The organism is Aquabacter cavernae, assembly GCF_003993795.1.
In the GTDB taxonomy this organism is placed as follows: Bacteria; Pseudomonadota; Alphaproteobacteria; order Rhizobiales; family Xanthobacteraceae; genus Aquabacter; species Aquabacter cavernae.
Window position 1 is genome coordinate 22,541 of the sequence record NZ_RWKV01000007.1, and the last position, 18,005, is coordinate 40,545.

The following is an 18,005-nucleotide window of genomic DNA, read 5'->3' on the forward strand; positions in this document are numbered from 1 at the left end:
ACCTTGAAAGTCCAGCCGCCCGCCCCCGCGCCCATATGGGGGCCATAGCGGCGGACGTGGTAAAAGCGGGGGCCGCCCGCCGCCGCGACCCGAAACAGGGATGGAACGACCGTGGGCCCGCTCTCCGGAATCCGAATCCTCGACCTCACCACCGTGATGATGGGGCCGTCCGCCACCCAGATGCTGGGAGACATGGGCGCCGACGTCATCAAGGTGGAATCGCCCGCCGGAGACCCGGTGCGCCTCATCGGTCCCGGCCGTTCGCCCGGCATGGGCGGGCTGTTCCTGAACGCCAACGGTTCCAAGCGCAGCGTGGTGCTGGACCTGAAGAGCAAGGGCGGGCGCGCGGCGCTGCTCAAGATGGCCGAGGGCGCGGACGTCATCGCCTACAATATCCGCCCCCAGGCCATGGCGCGGCTGGGCCTGGCCTATGAGGACCTGCGCGCGGCGCGGCCCGACATCATCTATGCGGGCATGTTCGGCTACGGCCAGAACGGCCCCTATGCGGCGCGCCCGGCCTATGACGACCTGATCCAGGGCGCGAGCCTCATTCCCTGGCTGATCGCGCAGGTGAGCGAGGAGGGGCCGCGCTATGTGCCCTCCGCCATCGCCGACCGCATCGTGGGCCTCGCGGCCGTGGGCGCCATCTGCGCCGCCCTGGTCCACCGCGCCAAGAGCGGCGAGGGGCAGCGGGTGGACGTGCCCATGTTCGAGACGCTGGTGAGCGTGATCGCCGCCGACCATCTGGGCGGGCTCACCTTCGATCCGCCGTTGGACGGGGGCGGATATCCGCGCCTTCTCACCAAGCATCGCCGCCCCTACCGGACCAGCGACGGCTATATCTGCGCGCTGCTCTATAACGACAAGCAATGGCGCAGCTTCTACGCGGCGCTCGGCCGCGCGGAGGCGTTCGATTCCGACCCGCGCCTGCGCAACATGGGCACGCGCAACAGCCACATCAACGACCTCTATGGCGAGGTGGCGGAGATCTTCCGCCATCGCACCACGGCGGAGTGGGAGACCTTCCTGGAGGCGGCGGACATTCCCTTCGCGCCCTTCCACGACCTCCATTCCATCCTGGAAGATCCGCACCTCGATGCGATCGGCTTCTTCGGGCAGGAGACGCACCCCACGGAGGGCGCCATCCGCCGTATGCAGCCCGCCAGCACCTGGTCGCAGACCCAGCCGGAAGCGACACGCCCCGCGCCCCGTCTCGGCGAGCACACGCGGCAGGTCCTCTCCGAGGCGGGCCTGTCCGAGGGGGAGATCGATGCGCTGATCGCCCAGGGCGCCGCCAGCGGGGCCGCTGCCGCCTGAGGCTGGTGGCTTGACCGTGCGAGCGGGAGGCGTCGGCCTCTCCCGCTCAATTCGTGAGACGGTTGACTGATAAACGTGCTCGAGCTGGAGGTAATCGTGTTACCGCCCGGCAACAACCCTTCGTTAATCTCCGCCGATTACACGATGGATACATCCGAAATACCGATACGTGCGTATTGCTATGTGAACCCCTGCGACGGTGTCAGAGTTCCTCACTGACGGTGTTTCGTGGCGGAGCCGTGGTGGCGAAGGCGATGCGTGTGGTGGCGTGCCTGACGGGAGAGCACAATCTCTGGCTCTTGTCTCTGGCAGTTGTGGTTTGCGGAAGCGGGGCCTGGGCGGCGCTTGAACTGTACCATCGCGCCCGGCATCGCATGGAGCGGCAGCGGACCGGCTGGCTGTTCCTTGCGGCTGTCACGGCCGGGTGCTCGGTCTGGTGCACCCATTTCATTGCCATGCTGGCCTATCGCAATGACGTGCCCGCCAGCTACGAGCCGCTTCTTACCGTCGCCTCGCTGATCGTGGTCATCGCGGGAGCCGCGCTCGCCTTCCGCCTTGCACTGGAGGGCACCACGAGCCTGCGGCTGGCGGGGGGGCTGCTTCTGGGGCTGTCCGTCTCGGCCATGCACTATCTGGGCATGTTCGCCTACCGTATCGACGGGTTCCTGGCCTGGGATCCGCTCTACGTGGCGCTGTCCCTCGTGCTGGCGGCGGGGCTCTCCACCCTCATGCTCTGGAGCGAGGCGCGCCATCGCCCGGTCCTGGCGGTGGTGGCGTTCGTCGCCTGCGTCCTCGCGCTCCATTTCACCGGCATGGGGGCGCTCACCGTGGTGCCGTTCGGCTCTCTCCACGAGCAAGGGGCGGACTTCGAGGGGCTCGCCATGGCGCTCACCTGCGGGGCGCTGCTGATCGCGGCAACGGGCGTCGCCAGCCACATGATCGATTCCGATGTGAGCGAGAAGGCCATGGACGCGCTGCGCGAGATGGCGCTCAGCGATCCGCTCACGGGGCTGCCGAACCGGAACAGCTTCACGCGCTTCCTGGACGTGAAGCTGGCGCGGGCGAAGTCCGAAGGGCGCCGGTTCGCGCTGGTGGTGATCGACTTCGACAAGTTCAAGGCGGTGAACGACGTGCATGGCCATGACGGCGGCGACGAGATGCTGCGCGTTTTGGCCCACCGCCTGCGCGGCGTGCTGAAGGACGGCGAATTCCTGGCCCGCATGGGCGGCGACGAATTCGCCGCCGTGGCGCCGCTGCCGCCCGGGCGGGAGGTGGAGGGCTTTATCGGCCGGCTTGAATCGGTGCTGGCGAGCCCCGTGCGCATCGGGTCTTGCGATGTGCTGCCCCATGCCAGTTTCGGCGTCTCGCTCTATCCGCAGGACGGCGAGAGCCCGGCCCGGATCCTGGGCAATGCGGACCTCGCCATGTATCGGGCCAAGGCCGATCCGGCGCGCGGCGTGAGCTATTACGAGCCGTCCATGGACGAGGCGGCCCGCGCGCGGCGCGAACTGGTGCTGGAATTGCGGCGCGCCCTGGAGCGGGACGAGTTCGAGCTGCATTACCAATTGCAGGCCCGCCTCCAGCCTTCGGAAGGGGGCCCCGGAGGCCGTTCGGTCATCGGCTATGAAGCGCTGGTGCGCTGGCGCCACCCGACGCGCGGCTACATCTCCCCGGCCGATTTCATCCCGCTGGCCGAGGAAAGCGGGCTCATCCTGCCCATCGGCGAATGGGTGCTGCGCACCGCCTGCCGCGAGGCGCTGTCCTGGTCGGGAAGCCACCGGGTGGCGGTGAACCTCTCGCCGGTGCAGATCGCCCACGGCAACATCCCCCGCCTCGTGTCCGAAGTGCTGGAGCAGAGCGGCCTCGACCCGGCGCGGCTGGAACTGGAGATCACCGAGACCGCCATCATCGAGGACCGTGCCCACTGCATCGCCGCGCTCACCGACATCAGCGCCTTGGGCGTCACGGTGGCCATCGACGATTTCGGCACCGGCTATTCCTCCCTCGACGCGCTGCGCGCCTTTCCGGTCCAGCGCATCAAGCTGGACCGCTCCTTCATGCGCGACATCGCGGGAAGTCCGGACGCGCTGGCGATCCTGCGGGCGGTGCTGACGCTCGGCCGCAGCCTCGGCATCCATGTGCTGGCGGAAGGCGTGGAGACGGACGAGCAACTGGCGCTGCTGGAAGCCGAGGGCTGTTTGGAGGTGCAGGGCTTCCTGCTGGGGCGGCCCGCGCGGCAGGTGAGCGCCACCGTCGATATCTGCGAGCCCGTCTGAGCCTGGGGCGCCCGTGCTGCGAGCGCGGACGGGGTGGGGGCCTAATGACTGTCCTGCGCGCGTCCGGGCCTTGAAATACGTTGGCCGTCCCAGATGATCTTGTTGTTTTTTCTTGAGGCGCGCGCTCATTGAAATCGCCGCTGCCCCTGCGATATGGTCCCGCCCCTGATGGCTAGGCCCGGGATGGATCGTCGATGATCGTCAAGCAGGTTGCGTTCGCGCTGCAGATTTTGGAGCTGTTCGCGGAGCGCAAGTCGCCGGCCACGCTGTCAGAGATCGCCGACCATTTCGGCTGGCCGCGCTCCAGCACCTTCAATCTCATCGAGACGCTCAGCAAGGCCGGCTATCTCTACGAACTGCGCTACCGCTCCGGCTATTACCCGACCCCGCGCCTCCTGAAGCTGGCGGAGGTCATCGTCGCCGCCGCGCCCGTCTCCGACGCCCTGAAGGCCATGGTGGAGCAGGTTGCTGCCCGCACCGGGGAAACCGCGATCCTCGCCGCGCCGTCCGGCACCAGCGCGGTGTTCGTGGAAGTGGTGGAATCGAAGAATCCCATCCGCTATTTCGCCCATGTGGGCCAGCGCGTTCCGCTCTACGCCACAGCGGCGGGGCGGGCGATCCTCTCCCTGTTTTCCCCGCGCGAGCGGGCGACGATCCTCGACAAGGCCGAGTATGAGCGCTTCGCCGCCGCCTCGTTGATGAACAGGCAGGAAGTGGAGGAGGAGATCGCCATCTCCCAGGCCCGCGGCTGGTTCTTCAACAATAACGGCTATTCGCCCGACCTGCTGGGCGTCGCCATTCCGCTGCCCTTGCCCGACCGGCATTTCTGCCTGCTGGTTGCCGGGCCTGCCTATCGCCTCGAAGGGCTGGTGGACACCCTTGTCACGGAAGCGCGCGACGCCATCGCCGCCTATGTGAAGGCGGATTCGCGCGTAAAATAACATTTAATTTCAAGTGCTTGCTGGGGTTGGTGCGGCGCTGTGCCGGCCGGCGCGCGTCTTTGCGCCTTGATCTATCTGTTCATGTCTGTGTATCAATGATCCATGATCATGAACAAATGATCGATTGGGAAGGACGCGAAGGTATGGGTGCGCCGAAGAGTGATCTGCCTTATGTGGGGCTTGGAATTCCGTTCGAGGACTGGACCGTGGGCCGTCGTTTCCGCACGGTCGGGCGGACGGTGACGGATGCCGACATCACGAATTTCGTGTGCGTGACCGGCATGCTCGAAGTGCTGTTCACCAACCTCGACTATCTGGAAAACGAGTCGCTCATCAAAGGCCGCCTCGCCCCCGGCGCGCTGGTCTATTCCTTCGCCGAAGGGCTGCTCATGCAGTCCGTGATGCAGCATACCGGCCTCGCCTTCCTGGGCATGGAACTGAAGGTCAACAGCCCCACCTTCGCGGGCGACACCCTCCATGTGGAATGCGAGTGCACCGCCGCCCGCCCCACCTCGAAGCCGGGCCGCGGCATCGTCACCGCCATCGTCAATGTGGTGAACCAGAAGGGTGAGATCCCGCTCACCTACACCGTCACGCGGATGGTGAAGTCCTTCAAAGACTGACGGGAACCAGGCGGAACACCGCCGGAACAACCAATAATTGGGAGGAAGAAACATGCTGTTCGTGAAGACATTTTGCCTGCCCGCCGCCCTCGTGGCGGCGGCCATTGCGGCATCGCCCGCCGTGGCTCAGACCACGGTCCCCCTCGCCACCTGGGGCGGGGCGAACCATATCGGCGTGCGCCAGTTCGTGCCGGCGCTGGAGGAGGCGCTGAAGAAGGCCCCCTCCGGCACCGTCACCTTCCAGCATTTCCCGGGCGGCCAACTGGCCCAGGACAAGGACATGCCGGTCGGCATTCCCATGGGCCAGGTGAAGTTCGGCTGGATCACCGTCAACGGCTGGTCCGGCACGGTGCCGGACACCAAGTTCATGGACGCGCCCACCGGCCTCACCATGGCCGAGCTGGACACGCTGATCGACAAGCCCAACGGGCTTATGTCGGTGCTCCAGAAGAAGTTTTCCGAGAAGAACGCGACCCTTCTCGGCCTCGCGGATCTCGGCCCGCCCGCCGTGGTCTCGAAAGTGCCGCTGAAGACCCCCGCCGACTTCGTGGGCAAGAAGGTCCGCGTCTTCTCGGAAGGGCAGGCGGAAGCGGTGCGCGCCTTCGGCGGCTCGCCCGTGACCATTCCCTTCGCGGACGTCTACTCCGCCATGCAGTACGGCACCGTGGACGCCGCCATCCTGGGCTTCCAGGGCGTGGACAGCCAGCGCATGTACGAGGTCTCCAAGTACGTCCTCGTCCCGGCCTCGTTCCTCGGCACCACCATGATGGGCTGGGCCGCCAACAAGCCGTGGGTGGACAAGCTGCCCGCCGACGTGCGCAAGGCCCTGATCGCGGCGGTGGACGAGGCGAGCCACTCCAACCGCAAGGCCATCGTGGCCGAGATCGACGACCTGACGAAGCAGTATCGCGATCGCGGCCTGGAGGTGACCATCCTGAAGCCGGACATGCCGGAATTCGCCGCCTGGCAGAAGGCCACCGCGCCGCTGCTCAAGTCCACCCTCGCCAAGCTCAGCCCCGACGTGGCGGCGCTGATCCAGCCGAAGGACTGAGCGGACACATGACCGGGATAACGGAACAAACCACGGCGCCCGGCGCCGTGGTGAAGACCCTCGATCGCCTGGGCGATCTCGGCGGGGCGCTCTCCACCCTCGTGGTGTGGCTGCTCGCCATCACCGTCACCTATGACGTGATCCTGCGCACCTTCGGCCTCCCCACCTTGTGGGCGGCCGAAGTGAGCATCTACCTGATGATCGCCATGGCCTTCCTCGGCATCGGCGCGACGCAGAATGTGGACGGGCATTTCCGCGTTACCTTCGTGCGCGACCTTTGCCCGGAAGGCGTACGCAAGGTGCTCGACGTGTTCGCGCTCCTGGTCTCGCTCGCCTTCGCGGTGGGGTTCACCTACGGCGCGTGGTTGCTGGTGTCCTTCTCCTGGATGCTCAACTTCACCACCTCCACCATCCTGCATGTGCCCATGTGGCTGCTCCAGGGCCTGCTGCTGCTCGGCGGCGTGCTGCTCATCCTCGCCATTCTGCGGGACCTGATCATGGTGTTCACGCTGGGCGCGGCCTTCCGTGACAAGTCCGGCGCCGGAGAGGTGATCTGACATGACCCTCGCATTCGGCATTATCGGCTTCTTCCTCATCCTCCTCGCCACCAGCGTTCCGGTCTTCGTCGCCATGGCGGTCAGCGCCGTGGCGGGCAATTACCTGATGGGCGGCACGGACCTGCTCCAGGACGCTGCGCTCACTGCCTATAACTCGCTGAACAGCTTCGTCCTGTTGGCGGTGCCGCTCTACATCCTGGCGGGCACGCTGCTCCAGCAGACGGGGCTCTCGGACCGTCTGTTCGCCTTTGCGGCCTCGCTGGTCTCCGGCCTCCGGGGCGGTCTCGGCGTGGCGACCGTCATCGCCTGCGCCATCTTCGCGGCCATCTCCGGGTCCAGCGTCGCCACCGCCGCTACCATCGGCCTCGTGGCGATCCCGGTGCTCACCCGCAACGGCTATCCGCTGGCCCGTTCCGGCGGTCTCATCGCCGGCGGCGGCACGCTGGGCATCCTCATTCCGCCCTCCATCGCGCTGCTGCTCTATGGCGTGCTCACCGACCAGTCCATCGGCGCGCTGTTCGTGGCGGGCGTGGTGCCGGGCATCCTGCTGGCGGTCCTCATGGCGCTCTACACCATCGCCGTGAACCCGAAGGACCCTAATGCCCAGCCGGTGAGCGCCGGCCAGATCATCCGCGCGACTTTGGATGCGGGGCCGATCCTGCTGCTGCCCATCCTCATCTTCGCGGGCATCTATTCGGGCATCGCCACGGCGACCGAGGTGGCGGCGCTGGCCGTGGCCTACACGGTCATCGTGGGCCTTCTCACCCGCACGCTGGGCTGGCGGCAATTCTACCAAGCGGGTCTCACCGCCACCCACGCCTCGGTCATGATCTTCATGCTCGTGGCGTTCGGTGCGTTGATGACCAGCTTCTTCACGGTCACCCGCGTGCCGCAGGCCATCACCGAGCTGATCGCCTCGTCCGGTCTCGGCTTCTTTGGCACCGTCACGGTGATGGTGGTCTTCTATCTGATCCTGGGCATGTTCCTCGAAGCCCTGTCCATGATGCTGATCACCATCCCGATCCTCTATCCGGTGGCCATGTCCATCGGCATGGATCCGCTGGCCTTCGGCATCTTCGTGGTGCTGGCCATCGAGGTGGCGCAGATCACCCCGCCGGTGGGCATCAACCTCTTCACCGTCTCGCAGATCGGCAAGATCCCGTTCGAGCATATGGCCAAGGCCATCATCCCCTACGTGATCCTGATGGTTCTGATGATGTACGTGGTCGCCTACTGGCAGGAGCTGGCGACGTGGCTTCCGCACACCATGGAATACGGCAAATGACCGAGGCTGTTCTGAACGAGGTGCTGCCGGTGGATACCGGCGCCCTCTGGCCCGCGCTGGTGGAGGAGAGCTATGTCGCTCGCCTGCGCACCTATGTGGCCCGTGTGGTCACGCCGGAAGGAGACCGTATCGACCGGGAGGATGTCTACCCGGTCGAGATCATGCGCGATCTCGCCCGCCAGAATTTCAGCACCGTGGTCCTGCCGAAGGAGTTCGGTGGGCAGGGGCTGTCTTATTCCCACGCTGCGGCGGTGTGCGAGGAACTGGCGGTGGGCAGCGCGGCGGTGGGCGTCTCGCTCATCACCATCTTCCAGGCGCAGACCATGATCCGCCTGTTCGGCGAGGAGAGCCTGAAGCAGCGCTATCTCCCTGCCTTCGCGCAGGGTCTGCTCTCCTCCTATGCCCTCACCGAGGCGGCCCATGGCAGCGACATCCGCAAGCTGGACACCAAGGCCCGCAAGGTCGGCGATGAATGGGTGATCAAGGGTGAGAAGCACTTCATCACCTCCGGCTCGGCCGCCGAGCTGTTCATCATCCTGGCGGAGACGGACAAGGGCGTATCGGTCTTCGCCGTGCCGCGCGAGGCCAAGGGCGTGTCCATCTATGAGGGGCGCAACTCCGCCACGTTCGGCCTGCGCAACGGGCCGCATATGAATGTGGTGCTGGATGAGGTGCACCTGCCGGCGGACCATCTGATCGGCGAGGAAGGCAAGGGCGTCCGGCAGGCGGCGAGCGTGCTCAACCATTCGCGCACGCTGGCCGGGGCCATCAGCCTGGGCATTGCGCGCGCGGCTTTCGAGGGTGCGCTCCAGTTCGCCCGTGACCGTATCGCCTTCGACCAGCGCGTGCTCGATTTCCAGGGTATCCAGTGGTACCTCGCCGACATGCTGACGGAGATCGACGCGGCGCGGCTGCTGATCTACCGGGCGACCGAGGCGCTGGATTCCAAGCAGCAGGTGCCTCGCTGGGGCAGCGAGGCCAAGCTGAAGGCGTGCGTGGTCGCCACCGCCGTCGCCACCCAGGCGGCCCAGATCTGCGGCGCCTACGGCATCATGGAGAACGCCCCCTTCGGCCGCTATCTGCGCGACGCGAAGGCCTATGAGATCGCCGGCGGTTCCAACGAGATCCTCAAGAACACCATCGCCAAATTCCTCAATACCGCCTCGGGCGCACAGAGCCTCAAGAAATCCGCCTGACATGACCACCCTGACCGACAAGCTGATCCTCCAGGCCCGGCTGCGTCCGAACGCCCCCGCCGTGGTGTCGGATGATGTGAGCCTCAATTGGGGAGAGGTGTGCGACCTCTCCCTGCGTACATCCGCCTTCCTGCGCGGCCACGGCATCGCCAAGGGCGACCATGTGGCCCTGCTGTGCGGCAACCGCCCGGCCTTCCTCGTGGCCTGGTTCGGCCTTGCCAATATCGGGGCGGTGACGGTGTCGCTGAATACCGGCCTCGTGGGGGAGGGGCTGCGCTATTCGGTGCGCCAGTGCGAGGCCAAGGCGGTGCTGGTGGAGCGCTCCATCCTGGAGGCCAAGCGCGCCGACCTGGAGCCGGTTCTGGAGGGGCGGACCCTCATCGTCTTCGACGGGGAGGCGGACCTGTTCGCCGCCGCCCGCGCCCTGGAGCCCGACGCGCCCTATGAGGGGCAGGGCTCGGACCCCATGAGCATCATCTACACGTCCGGCACAACGGGCCTGCCCAAGGGCGTGCTGAACTGCCACGAGGCGTTCCTGGCCAGCGGGCGCTGGATGTCGCGTGCGCTGAATATCGTGGAGAGCGACCGCATCATGGTCTTTCTCCCGCTCTTCCATACCAACCCGCAAATGTATGCGGTGATGTCGGCGCTGGAGGTGGGCTGCACGCTGGTGGTCCGCCCGAAATTCTCGGTGAGCAATTTCTTCGAGGATGCCAAGCGCTTCGGCTGCACCATGTTCACCTATGTGGGCACCGTGCTCGCCATGCTCATGGCGCGGCGCACCGAGCCCAATTTCGACCATTCCCTTACCCGCTGCGTGGGCGGGGGCTGCCCGCAGGAAGTCTGGCGGGCCATGGAGGAGCGCTTCGGCATCAAGCCGCATGAACTCTACGGCATGACCGAGGTGGGCGGCTGGGTGACCGGCAATACCAGCGAGGCTTATCGCTTCGGCTCCTGCGGCAAGTCCCGCCCGGACGTGGAGGTGCGGGTGATGGACCCGGACGACCGCCTCCTGCCGCCGGGCACGCCGGGCGAGATCGTGGTGCGGCCCATAGAGCCCTTCACCTTGCTGCTCGGCTATTGGGCCAATGAAAAGGCCACCTGGGAGTCCTCGCGCAATTTCTGGTTCCACACTGGCGACGCCGGCGTGATGGACGAGGACGGCTATCTCTATTTCCTCGGCCGCCTGAAGGAGATCATCCGCCGCGGCGGCGAGAACATCTCGCCCTTCGAGCTGGAGACGGCGCTGCTGAACCACCCGGAGATCGACGATGCGGCCGTGGTGGCGGTGCCCGATCCCATCTTCGGCGAGGAGATCAAGGCCGTGGTGGTGGCGCGCCGCGCCTTCGCCCCCGGCGAGGTCCGGGCCTTCCTGAAGGGGCGGGTCGCGGACTTCATGCTGCCCCGCTACGTGCAGTTCGTCGGCGCGATCCCGCGCACGGAAACGCAGAAGATCCAGCGCCGCGCGCTTCAGGAGAATGCGGACGGCGTGGTGGACCTGGAGGCACGCGAACATGCCTGAGACCGCACGCGGACTTGTGTTCCGGATCGACGATATCCGCCCGCCATGGGCCAGGGATGCCCTGCCGGTGGTGTTCAATCACGGCATCGGCACGTCCATGGATATCTGGGCGGGCTGGGTGCCCGTCATCGCCGCGCATCGGCCCATGGTGCGCTTCGACATGCGCGGCTTCGGCCGCTCCGTGGTGCCCCCGCAGGACCATGTCTGGTCCATGGCGGAAATGGTGGAGGACCTGTGGGAGGTGGCCGACCAGGCCGGTTCCGGCAAGGTCCATCTCATGGGCGAATCCATGGGCGGCACCATCGTGCTCGCCGCCGCGCTGGCGCGCCCGGAGCGGGTGGCCTCGGTCTCCATCTCCAATGCCTCTTTCAAGGGCAAGGGGCTTGGGGAGCTGGCCTATTGGAAGGACCAGTTCGCGGATGGCGGCCCCCAGGGCTGGAGCCGTCGCATGATGGCGAACCGCTTCCTGCCGGGTGTCGGCGACCCGGCGGCGCTGGACTGGTTTGAGGCCGAACAGGCCCGCACGCGGCCCCATGTGGCGCTCGGTCTCGGCGGCGTGCTCGCCGTGTCCGATCTCACGGAGGCGTTGCGCACCGCGCCTTTCCCCATGTCCGTGGTGCTGCCCGATTCCAGTCCCTTCGTTCCGGTCCTGCACGGGGCGGAGTTGAAGGAGATCGTGCCCAATTGCCGCCTGCGGGTCGTTCCCCATATGCGCCACGGCCTGCCCTTCGCGCGGCCGCAGGAGGAGGCGGAGCATCTCGACCGCTGGATGGCGGAGGTGGAGGGCTGAGGCGTTCCGGCGGGGCGTTTCTTCTGGCATGAATGATGCCGCGGACCCGTTCGCCTCGGCTGATCTAACCCGCTGGAGATCCAATGCCTTTCGCCTGCACCATTCCCGCCGTCCCGACCTTGCTCGCGGAGGATGAGCGGGCCCGCGTCACCCGCTGGGATTTCGAGCCCGGCGCCACCACCGGCTGGCACGAGCACGGCATGGACTATGCGGTGGTGATGATGACCGACGCGGTCATGGCCTATGAAATGGACGGTGTCGTCACCCGCACCGAGCTGAAAGCCGGGCAGAGCTATATCCGGCCCAAGGGCGTCAAGCACGATGTGAAGAATGACGGCGACGCGCCCATGGCCTTCATCGAGGTGGAGTTCAAGCGCTGATGGGATGGCGCCCTCCGCGAGGAGGGCGCCGTTGGCTCAGCCCTTGACCACGCGGATCTGGTCGTCGGCGTCCCACACGAACGGCTCGAAGTGCAGCGGCACGACGATGCGGGAGTCCGGGGCCACCGCCTTCACCTCGTCGATGAAGCTCTTCGTGCCCGCCAGCGCCCGCTCCTGGCTCGCGCCGAAGGGCAGGCCCTGGTCGTCCCAATGGGTGGCGACCACGATGCGGGGATTGCCGAGCGCGCGCATGAGCCGCTCGGTGTAGGAGTGGATCTCCAGGCGCGGGGACGAGGAGGCGATGAAGGCCGCATCCGGGCGCAGCCCTTCCACTTCCCGCTCGATATAGTTCATGGAGCCGAACAGCAGGATTTCCCGGCCCGCGAAGCGCAGCAGATAGCCGAAGGTGCCGCCTTCCACATATTCGTCCAGGCACAGCGGGCGGTCGATATTCTGCACCGTCCCGAAGTCGCGATAGAGCTTGCAGGAGAGGGCCGAATGCAGGCTCGGAATGACCCGCAGGCTCAGCTCGGGGAAGGCATAATCCTCGCCGCCCTTCACCGCATAGAGCTGGTCGTCCGGCACTTCGCCATTCAGCGCCACGTTGATGGTGCTCTCCGAGCCGATGATCTTCGCCCCGGTCTTGCGGGCGATGTAGGGCACGTCCATGCAATGGTTGAAATGGCTGTGCGTGACCAGGATGTAGTCCGCCTTGGGAACCTGGGCGTCGATGAAGGCCGTGTCGTAGATGGGCGGGTCGGTCATCTTGATGAGGGGACGGGTGTCGCCCTCCACCGTGGTGGCGTCGGCGGGGCCGAAGCGGCGGCCCTGGAAGCGCACGCGCGACAGGTAGGGATCCATCAGGATCACCGTCTTCCCATCGGTGATGGACCAGCCGGCGGCGCCCAGATGCGTAAAGGTGAGGGGGGCGTGATTGCTCTTAGCCTCGGGGGAGTTGGTCATGCTTCATCCCTTTTGTCCGTAACGGAAAAAGGCATCCGCGCGCCGGTGCCAGAGTGCGATCGATCCACCTTGAAGCCTTCGGGGCTTCAAAGTGGATCGTGAATCGCTCTCTATCAATGACTTAGAGACTGATTCACCAATCAGGTTGTTTCAACCTGATTGGATCAGGCTCTCGCGCCCGGATGCCCGTCGGCGGCGTGGGGCCGCTTCGGTTATTTCGCGGAGATGTTCCGCTGCTTGATGATCTTGGACCAGAGGTCGTACTGGTCCTTCAGGTAGGCGTTGGTCTGCGCCAGCGTGTAGGGCATGGCGACCGCGCTCAGCTTGTCGAACTTGGCCTGCACCTCGGGCGTCTTGATGATGTCCACGACGGTGGTGTTCAGCTTCTGGAGGATGGGCTCCGGCGTTCCCGCCGTGGTGGAGACCACATACCAGGATCCGAACTCGAAGCCGGGCACGCCCGCCTGCTCCATGGTGGGGATGTCGGGCAGCACCGTCGAGCGCACCTTGGTTGTCACCGCCAGGGCCCGCAGCGCGCCGCTCTTGATGTGCGGCAGGGCGGTGCCCATGGCGCTGAACAGCACGTCGATGCGGCCCGCCAGCAGGTCCGGCATCACCTGGGCATTGCCCTGGTAGGGGATGTGGGTCATCGAGACGCCAGTATCGTTCATGAACAGCTCGGCGGCCAGATGCAGGCCCGTGCCCGCGCCGCCGGTGCCGAAGTTCAGCTTGCCCGGATTGGCCTTGGCATAGTCGATCAGCTCCTTCACGCTCTTGATGGGAAGCGCGGTCGGAACCACCAGGACGAGGGGCGCGATGGAGACCATGGCAACGCCCGTGAGATCCTTGAAGGGGTCGTAATTCACGTCCGGATAGAGCGAGGGGTTGGCCACCAGCGGTGTGGCCGCCAGCAGCAGGGTGTAGCCGTCCGGCTTGGCGTGGCCCACATAGGCCGTGCCGATATTGCCGCCCGCGCCGCTGCGATTGTCGATGATGACCGGCTGACCGAGCGCCTTGGCCATCTCCTCACTGATGCTGCGGGCCACGATGTCGTTGGGTCCGCCCGGCGGATAGGGCACCACCATGGTGATGGGCCGTTCGGGATAGGCCGTCTGGGCCAGGGCGCCGCCGGTGGCGAGCACCGCGCAGGCGAGGCCCGCCAGGGTGTAACGGCCGATCGTCTTGATCATCTTCATTCAGCAGCTCCCGCTATCTCGTCAGGGGTCGATATCGTCCCGCCCGTTCGGGGCGGCGTGCGTTACGCGGCCAAGATGCGATCCCGCGGAAGCGGGCGATGACCGGAGGAATTGGCATAGACCAATCTGGACTTCTTCCATTCATCAGGTAAGGTCCAACCGAAAGCTCGGTGAGCGATTTGCGGAATGGGCCAAACCATCGTGATATGAATCGAGCTTATGAAATCAATGGTGACAACATCAAGCCCCGATTCACGCATCTGTCGCATATCATTTTCGATAAAGAAGATAAAATTAATGCATATTGATCCAATCGGCGCAATGGCTCAGATTTGGTTCGCCCAATCTTCGTGCATGGCATGGGGAAAAGTTGGGCAAGGCGGAGGACTGCATGGCGGTTGAAAACGGCGTGACGGCGGGTGACGCGGCGGATCGGGCCGAGGAGGCCATGGCGCGGCTGCTCGTTCAGAAGGCGGCGACGGGCCGGGAGCTTCAGCAGCGCCTGGAGGCCGCCATCCGCTCCGGCGACCTGCCGGTGGGCTGCCGCATGTTCACGGAGCGGCGGATTGCGGAGGAGGTGGGCCTCTCCCGCGCCACCGTGCGCTCGGCTCTGGACAATCTGGAGCGCGCCGGTCTCGTCTCGCGACAGGTGGGGCGGGGCACGTTTGTCGCGCGGGCCGTGCGCGAGGGGAATCTGTTCGGCGGGCTGCCGGTGCGCCCCTCTCCGTCCCAGTTGATGGAGTTCCGCTCCCTGGTAGAGCCGCAGTTGGCCGATGTGCTGGTCCTGTCCGCCTCAGACGAGGCGCTGGATTCCATCGCCCGCCTTGTCCTGAACAGCCGGGGCGCGAAGGACTGGCGCGAGACCGAGGCGGTGGACACGGCTTTTCACGGCGCGCTCTGCCGGGCCACCGGAAACCCGCTCTTCACGGCGCTCGCCGACCTCATGACCATTGCCCGCCAGCAGCCGGGCTGGATCCATCTGAAGGAAAGCCGCTTCGACTGGGATCGCTGGCATCGATACCAGAGCGAGCACGAGGCCATCATCGCGGCGCTGCAGGCGCGGGACGCGGACCTCGCCCGGCGCCTTTTGCGCGAGCACCTCTCCCTCATTTCCCTGCGCTTCGCCTTGTAGGCGCGGTTTCCATCCACGGCACGGCGTGGCGGCCGTCGTGTCCCGTTCGAAGCCGCCGGGACCTGAAACGCAGTCAAGGACGAGCCTATTGCGATGAGAGATTTCGAGACTTCCGGCCGCTCTTTGGCTGTCGGCACCCACGGCATGGCGGCCACGTCCCATCCCGCCTCCACGTTGACGGCCATCGAGGTGCTGAAAGCGGGTGGAAACGCCATGGATGCGGCCGTGGCCGCCTGCGCGGTGCAATGCGTGGTGGAGCCGGGCTCCACCGGCATCGGCGGCGACTGCTTCGCGCTCTATGCGCCGGAGGGCTCCACCCGGATCGTCGCTTTCAACGGCTCCGGCCGCCTGCCTGCTGCCGCCACGCTCGCCTGGTATGAGGCGCAGGGCATCCGCGCCATCGAGCGGCATTCTCCGCACGCGGTCACCGTGCCCGGCGCGGTGGATGCCTGGGCGCGGCTGGTGGCGGACCATGGGCGCATGCGCCTGTCCGAACTGCTCGCCCCGGCCATCCGCATGGCCCGCGAGGGCTTCGCCGTGACGCCCCGCGTCGCCTTCGACATCAAGATCAATCTGGACTTGCTCCGGCGCGATCCGAGCGTGCGCTCCACCTTCCTCGTGGACGGGGAGGCGCCCGCCATCGGCACCGTCCTGCACCAGCCGAAGCTGGCGCAGACCCTGGAGCAGATCGGCCGCGAAGGGCCGCAGGCTTTCTATCGGGGCGATGTCGCCGTCGACATGGTGGACCATTTGCGCAGCGTCGGCGGCCTCCACGCTTTGGAGGATTTCGCCGCCGTCGCTGGGGAATATGTGACGCCCATCTCCACCACCTATCGCGGTCGCACGGTCCATGAATGCCCGCCGAACGGGCAGGGGATCATCGCTCTGCTCATCCTGAACATCCTCTCCCGCTTCGCCCTGAAGACGGACGCGCTGGATGCCGACGACCTGTTCGTGAAGACCGAGGCGACCCGCCTTGCCTATGCGGAGCGCGATGCCGCGCTCGCGGACCCGCGCCTTGCCGCCGTGCCGGTGGAGTATCTGCTCTCCGATGCGCTCGCAGACCGCCTCGCCGCGCGCATCGACCTGTCGCGGGCCGTGCACCCCCTGACGGTGGATGATGCCACCGAGCACAAGGACACGGTCTACATTTCGGTGGTGGACAAGGACCGGAATACGGTCTCCTTCATCAACTCCATCTTCAACGCCTTCGGCTCGGCACTCATGGCGCCGAAGTCCGGGGTGCTGTTCCATAACCGCGCGCAGAGCTTTTCGCTGGCGGCGGGCCATCCCAATGCGGTGGCCCCCGGCAAGCGGCCCCTGCACACCATCATCCCGGCCATGGTCTCGGAGGGTGATCGCGTCACCCTGTCCTTCGGCGTGATGGGCGGGCATTACCAGGCCATGGGGCACGCCTATTTCCTCTCGGCGGTGCTGGACCATGGGCTCGACCTCCAGGCCGCGGCCGAGCTGCCGCGCCTGTTTCCCAAGCCCGGCAGCGACGAGGTGGAGATGGAAGCCCGGCTGCGCGCGCAGGTGGGCGCGACCTTCGAGGCGCGCGGCCTCAAGGTGGTGACGCCGCCCTTGCCCATCGGCGGGGCCCAGGCCATCGCCATCGACTGGGACAAGGGCGTCTTGTTCGGCGGGTCCGATCCGCGCAAGGACGGCTGCGCCCTAGGATACTGAACCGCGGCTGCCCCTTGCCGTCCGGACGGTTGCCGCGCCATACAATGGCCCGTGACGATTGCGGCGAGCGAACCGAGGCGGCATGGCGCGCGTGACTTTGGCGGATGTGGCGCGGGCGGCGGGGGTCGATATGTCCACCGCTTCCCGCGTGTTGCGCGGGGAAGCCACCCAGAGGGTGCGCGAGGAGACCCGGGCGCGCATCCTGAAGGTGGCGGGGGAGATGCAATATCTCGCCAACCCGCTGGCGCGGGGCCTGCGCACCCAGCGCACGGACACGCTGGGCATCGTCGTGCCGCAGTTGGACAATCCCGTCTTCGCCTCCGCCATTCGCGGCGCGGAACTGGCGGCGGCGCGGCTCGGCTATTCTCTGCTCATCTCCCACCGCGAGCCCGGCGCCACCGCCACCACCATCGCGAAGATGTCGCAGACCAACCGCGTGGACGGCCTGCTGGTGGCGAGCCTCGATGATGACGAGGTGCTACGCACGGACCTGGCCAGCGCGCGCGTGCCCTTCGTGCTCATGAACCGCATCCTGCCCGGCGCGCCCCTTTCCGTGGTGCTGGACAGCCGGGCGGCGGCACGCAAGGCGGTGGAGCATCTGACGGGGCTCGGGCACCGCCGCATCGTCCATCTGGCCGGGCGCGCGGGCGGCTTCAATGCCCGCGAGCGCCTCCAGGGATATCGCGACGGACTTTCGGCGGCCAAGATCGCCTATGACGAAAGCCATGTGGCGGTGGCGGGCTATACGGCGGAAGGCGGCGCCGAGGCCATGCGTGCGCTGCTGCCGCAGCGTCCCACGGCGGTGCTCGCGGCAACGCTCATCTCCGCCGCCGGTGCCATGGCCACCCTCCACGAGGCGGGCCTGCGCATTCCCGAGGATGTGTCGGTCATCGGCCTGCATGATGCCCCCGTGGCGGGCATGCTCTATCCGGCCCTCACCAGCGTCGCCATGCCCACCGAGGAGATGGGTCGCGTCGCCGCCACGCTGCTCATCCAGGCACTGGCGGGCGAGACACCGGACCCCGTCGCCCCGCTGCCGCCGGGCGACCTCATCGTGCGCCGCTCCACCGCTCCCGTTCCCCGCTGAACA

General features: G+C 66.7%; 16 protein-coding genes. 14 read left to right on the forward strand and 2 right to left on the reverse strand.

What is annotated here, in order from left to right; genetic code table 11:
• Positions 1 to 111 precede the first annotated feature (111 nt).
• The 11 genes from EJJ38_RS04430 (at position 112) to EJJ38_RS04480 (ending at position 11,938) form a co-directional block, all read left to right on the forward strand.
• Positions 112 to 1,317 carry a CaiB/BaiF CoA transferase family protein gene (locus tag EJJ38_RS04430; RefSeq protein ID WP_127088920.1) on the forward strand — a complete coding sequence of 402 codons (1,206 nt, stop codon included), beginning with the start codon at positions 112 to 114 and terminating at the stop codon, positions 1,315 to 1,317.
• A 242-nt stretch (positions 1,318 to 1,559) separates the two neighbouring features.
• Positions 1,560 to 3,593, forward strand: coding sequence for a putative bifunctional diguanylate cyclase/phosphodiesterase (locus EJJ38_RS04435; RefSeq protein WP_127088921.1), 2,034 nt, complete (start codon positions 1,560 to 1,562; stop codon positions 3,591 to 3,593).
• A gap of 194 nt (positions 3,594 to 3,787) precedes the next feature.
• Positions 3,788 to 4,534, forward strand: coding sequence for an IclR family transcriptional regulator (locus tag EJJ38_RS04440; protein WP_127088922.1), 747 nt, complete (start codon positions 3,788 to 3,790; stop codon positions 4,532 to 4,534).
• A gap of 143 nt (positions 4,535 to 4,677) precedes the next feature.
• Positions 4,678 to 5,157, forward strand: coding sequence for a MaoC/PaaZ C-terminal domain-containing protein (locus EJJ38_RS04445; protein WP_127088923.1), 480 nt, complete (start codon positions 4,678 to 4,680; stop codon positions 5,155 to 5,157).
• A 52-nt stretch (positions 5,158 to 5,209) separates the two neighbouring features.
• Entirely contained in the window at positions 5,210 to 6,208 is a 999-nt protein-coding gene (locus tag EJJ38_RS04450; RefSeq protein WP_127088924.1) for a TRAP transporter substrate-binding protein, read from the forward strand.
• An 8-nt stretch (positions 6,209 to 6,216) separates the two neighbouring features.
• On the forward strand, positions 6,217 to 6,765 hold the full coding sequence (locus EJJ38_RS04455; RefSeq protein WP_127088925.1) for a TRAP transporter small permease: 549 nt from the start codon (positions 6,217 to 6,219) through the stop codon (positions 6,763 to 6,765).
• A gap of 1 nt (position 6,766) precedes the next feature.
• Positions 6,767 to 8,050 carry a TRAP transporter large permease gene (locus EJJ38_RS04460; RefSeq protein WP_127088926.1) on the forward strand — a complete coding sequence of 428 codons (1,284 nt, stop codon included), beginning with the start codon at positions 6,767 to 6,769 and terminating at the stop codon, positions 8,048 to 8,050.
• Positions 8,047 to 9,246 carry an acyl-CoA dehydrogenase family protein gene (locus EJJ38_RS04465; RefSeq protein ID WP_127088927.1) on the forward strand — a complete coding sequence of 400 codons (1,200 nt, stop codon included), beginning with the start codon at positions 8,047 to 8,049 and terminating at the stop codon, positions 9,244 to 9,246. Before EJJ38_RS04460 ends, EJJ38_RS04465 begins: the two co-directional genes overlap by 4 nt.
• A 1-nt stretch (position 9,247) precedes the next feature.
• Entirely contained in the window at positions 9,248 to 10,768 is a 1,521-nt protein-coding gene (locus tag EJJ38_RS04470; RefSeq protein ID WP_164738404.1) for a class I adenylate-forming enzyme family protein, read from the forward strand.
• Positions 10,761 to 11,558, forward strand: a complete 798-nt coding sequence (locus EJJ38_RS04475; RefSeq protein WP_164738405.1) for an alpha/beta fold hydrolase — start codon at positions 10,761 to 10,763, stop codon at positions 11,556 to 11,558. Before EJJ38_RS04470 ends, EJJ38_RS04475 begins: the two co-directional genes overlap by 8 nt.
• Before the next feature lie 83 nt (positions 11,559 to 11,641).
• On the forward strand, positions 11,642 to 11,938 hold the full coding sequence (locus EJJ38_RS04480) for a cupin domain-containing protein (protein ID WP_127088930.1): 297 nt from the start codon (positions 11,642 to 11,644) through the stop codon (positions 11,936 to 11,938).
• A 36-nt stretch (positions 11,939 to 11,974) separates the two neighbouring features.
• Here the strand turns inward: EJJ38_RS04480 and EJJ38_RS04485 are convergent, their stop codons facing one another.
• Both EJJ38_RS04485 and EJJ38_RS04490 read right to left on the reverse strand, forming a co-directional pair.
• Positions 11,975 to 12,901, reverse strand: a complete 927-nt coding sequence (locus EJJ38_RS04485) for an MBL fold metallo-hydrolase (RefSeq protein WP_127088931.1) — start codon at positions 12,899 to 12,901, stop codon at positions 11,975 to 11,977.
• A 212-nt stretch (positions 12,902 to 13,113) separates the two neighbouring features.
• Positions 13,114 to 14,097: a Bug family tripartite tricarboxylate transporter substrate binding protein gene (locus tag EJJ38_RS04490; RefSeq protein ID WP_127088932.1), complete on the reverse strand. Its 984-nt coding sequence runs from the start codon at positions 14,095 to 14,097 to the stop codon at positions 13,114 to 13,116.
• 391 nt (positions 14,098 to 14,488) lie between these two features.
• Here EJJ38_RS04490 and EJJ38_RS04495 point away from each other — a divergent pair, with 391 nt between their 5' ends.
• The 3 genes from EJJ38_RS04495 to EJJ38_RS04505 all read left to right on the forward strand — a co-directional run bounded on the left by EJJ38_RS04495 (position 14,489) and on the right by EJJ38_RS04505 (position 18,002).
• Positions 14,489 to 15,229, forward strand: coding sequence for a FadR/GntR family transcriptional regulator (locus EJJ38_RS04495; RefSeq protein ID WP_127088933.1), 741 nt, complete (start codon positions 14,489 to 14,491; stop codon positions 15,227 to 15,229).
• A gap of 93 nt (positions 15,230 to 15,322) precedes the next feature.
• Positions 15,323 to 16,915 carry a gamma-glutamyltransferase gene (gene ggt, locus EJJ38_RS04500; RefSeq protein ID WP_127088934.1) on the forward strand — a complete coding sequence of 531 codons (1,593 nt, stop codon included), beginning with the start codon at positions 15,323 to 15,325 and terminating at the stop codon, positions 16,913 to 16,915.
• A gap of 82 nt (positions 16,916 to 16,997) precedes the next feature.
• A complete protein-coding gene (locus tag EJJ38_RS04505) occupies positions 16,998 to 18,002 on the forward strand; it encodes a LacI family DNA-binding transcriptional regulator (protein WP_127088935.1) in 1,005 nt (334 codons plus the stop codon).
• Positions 18,003 to 18,005 lie beyond the last annotated feature (3 nt).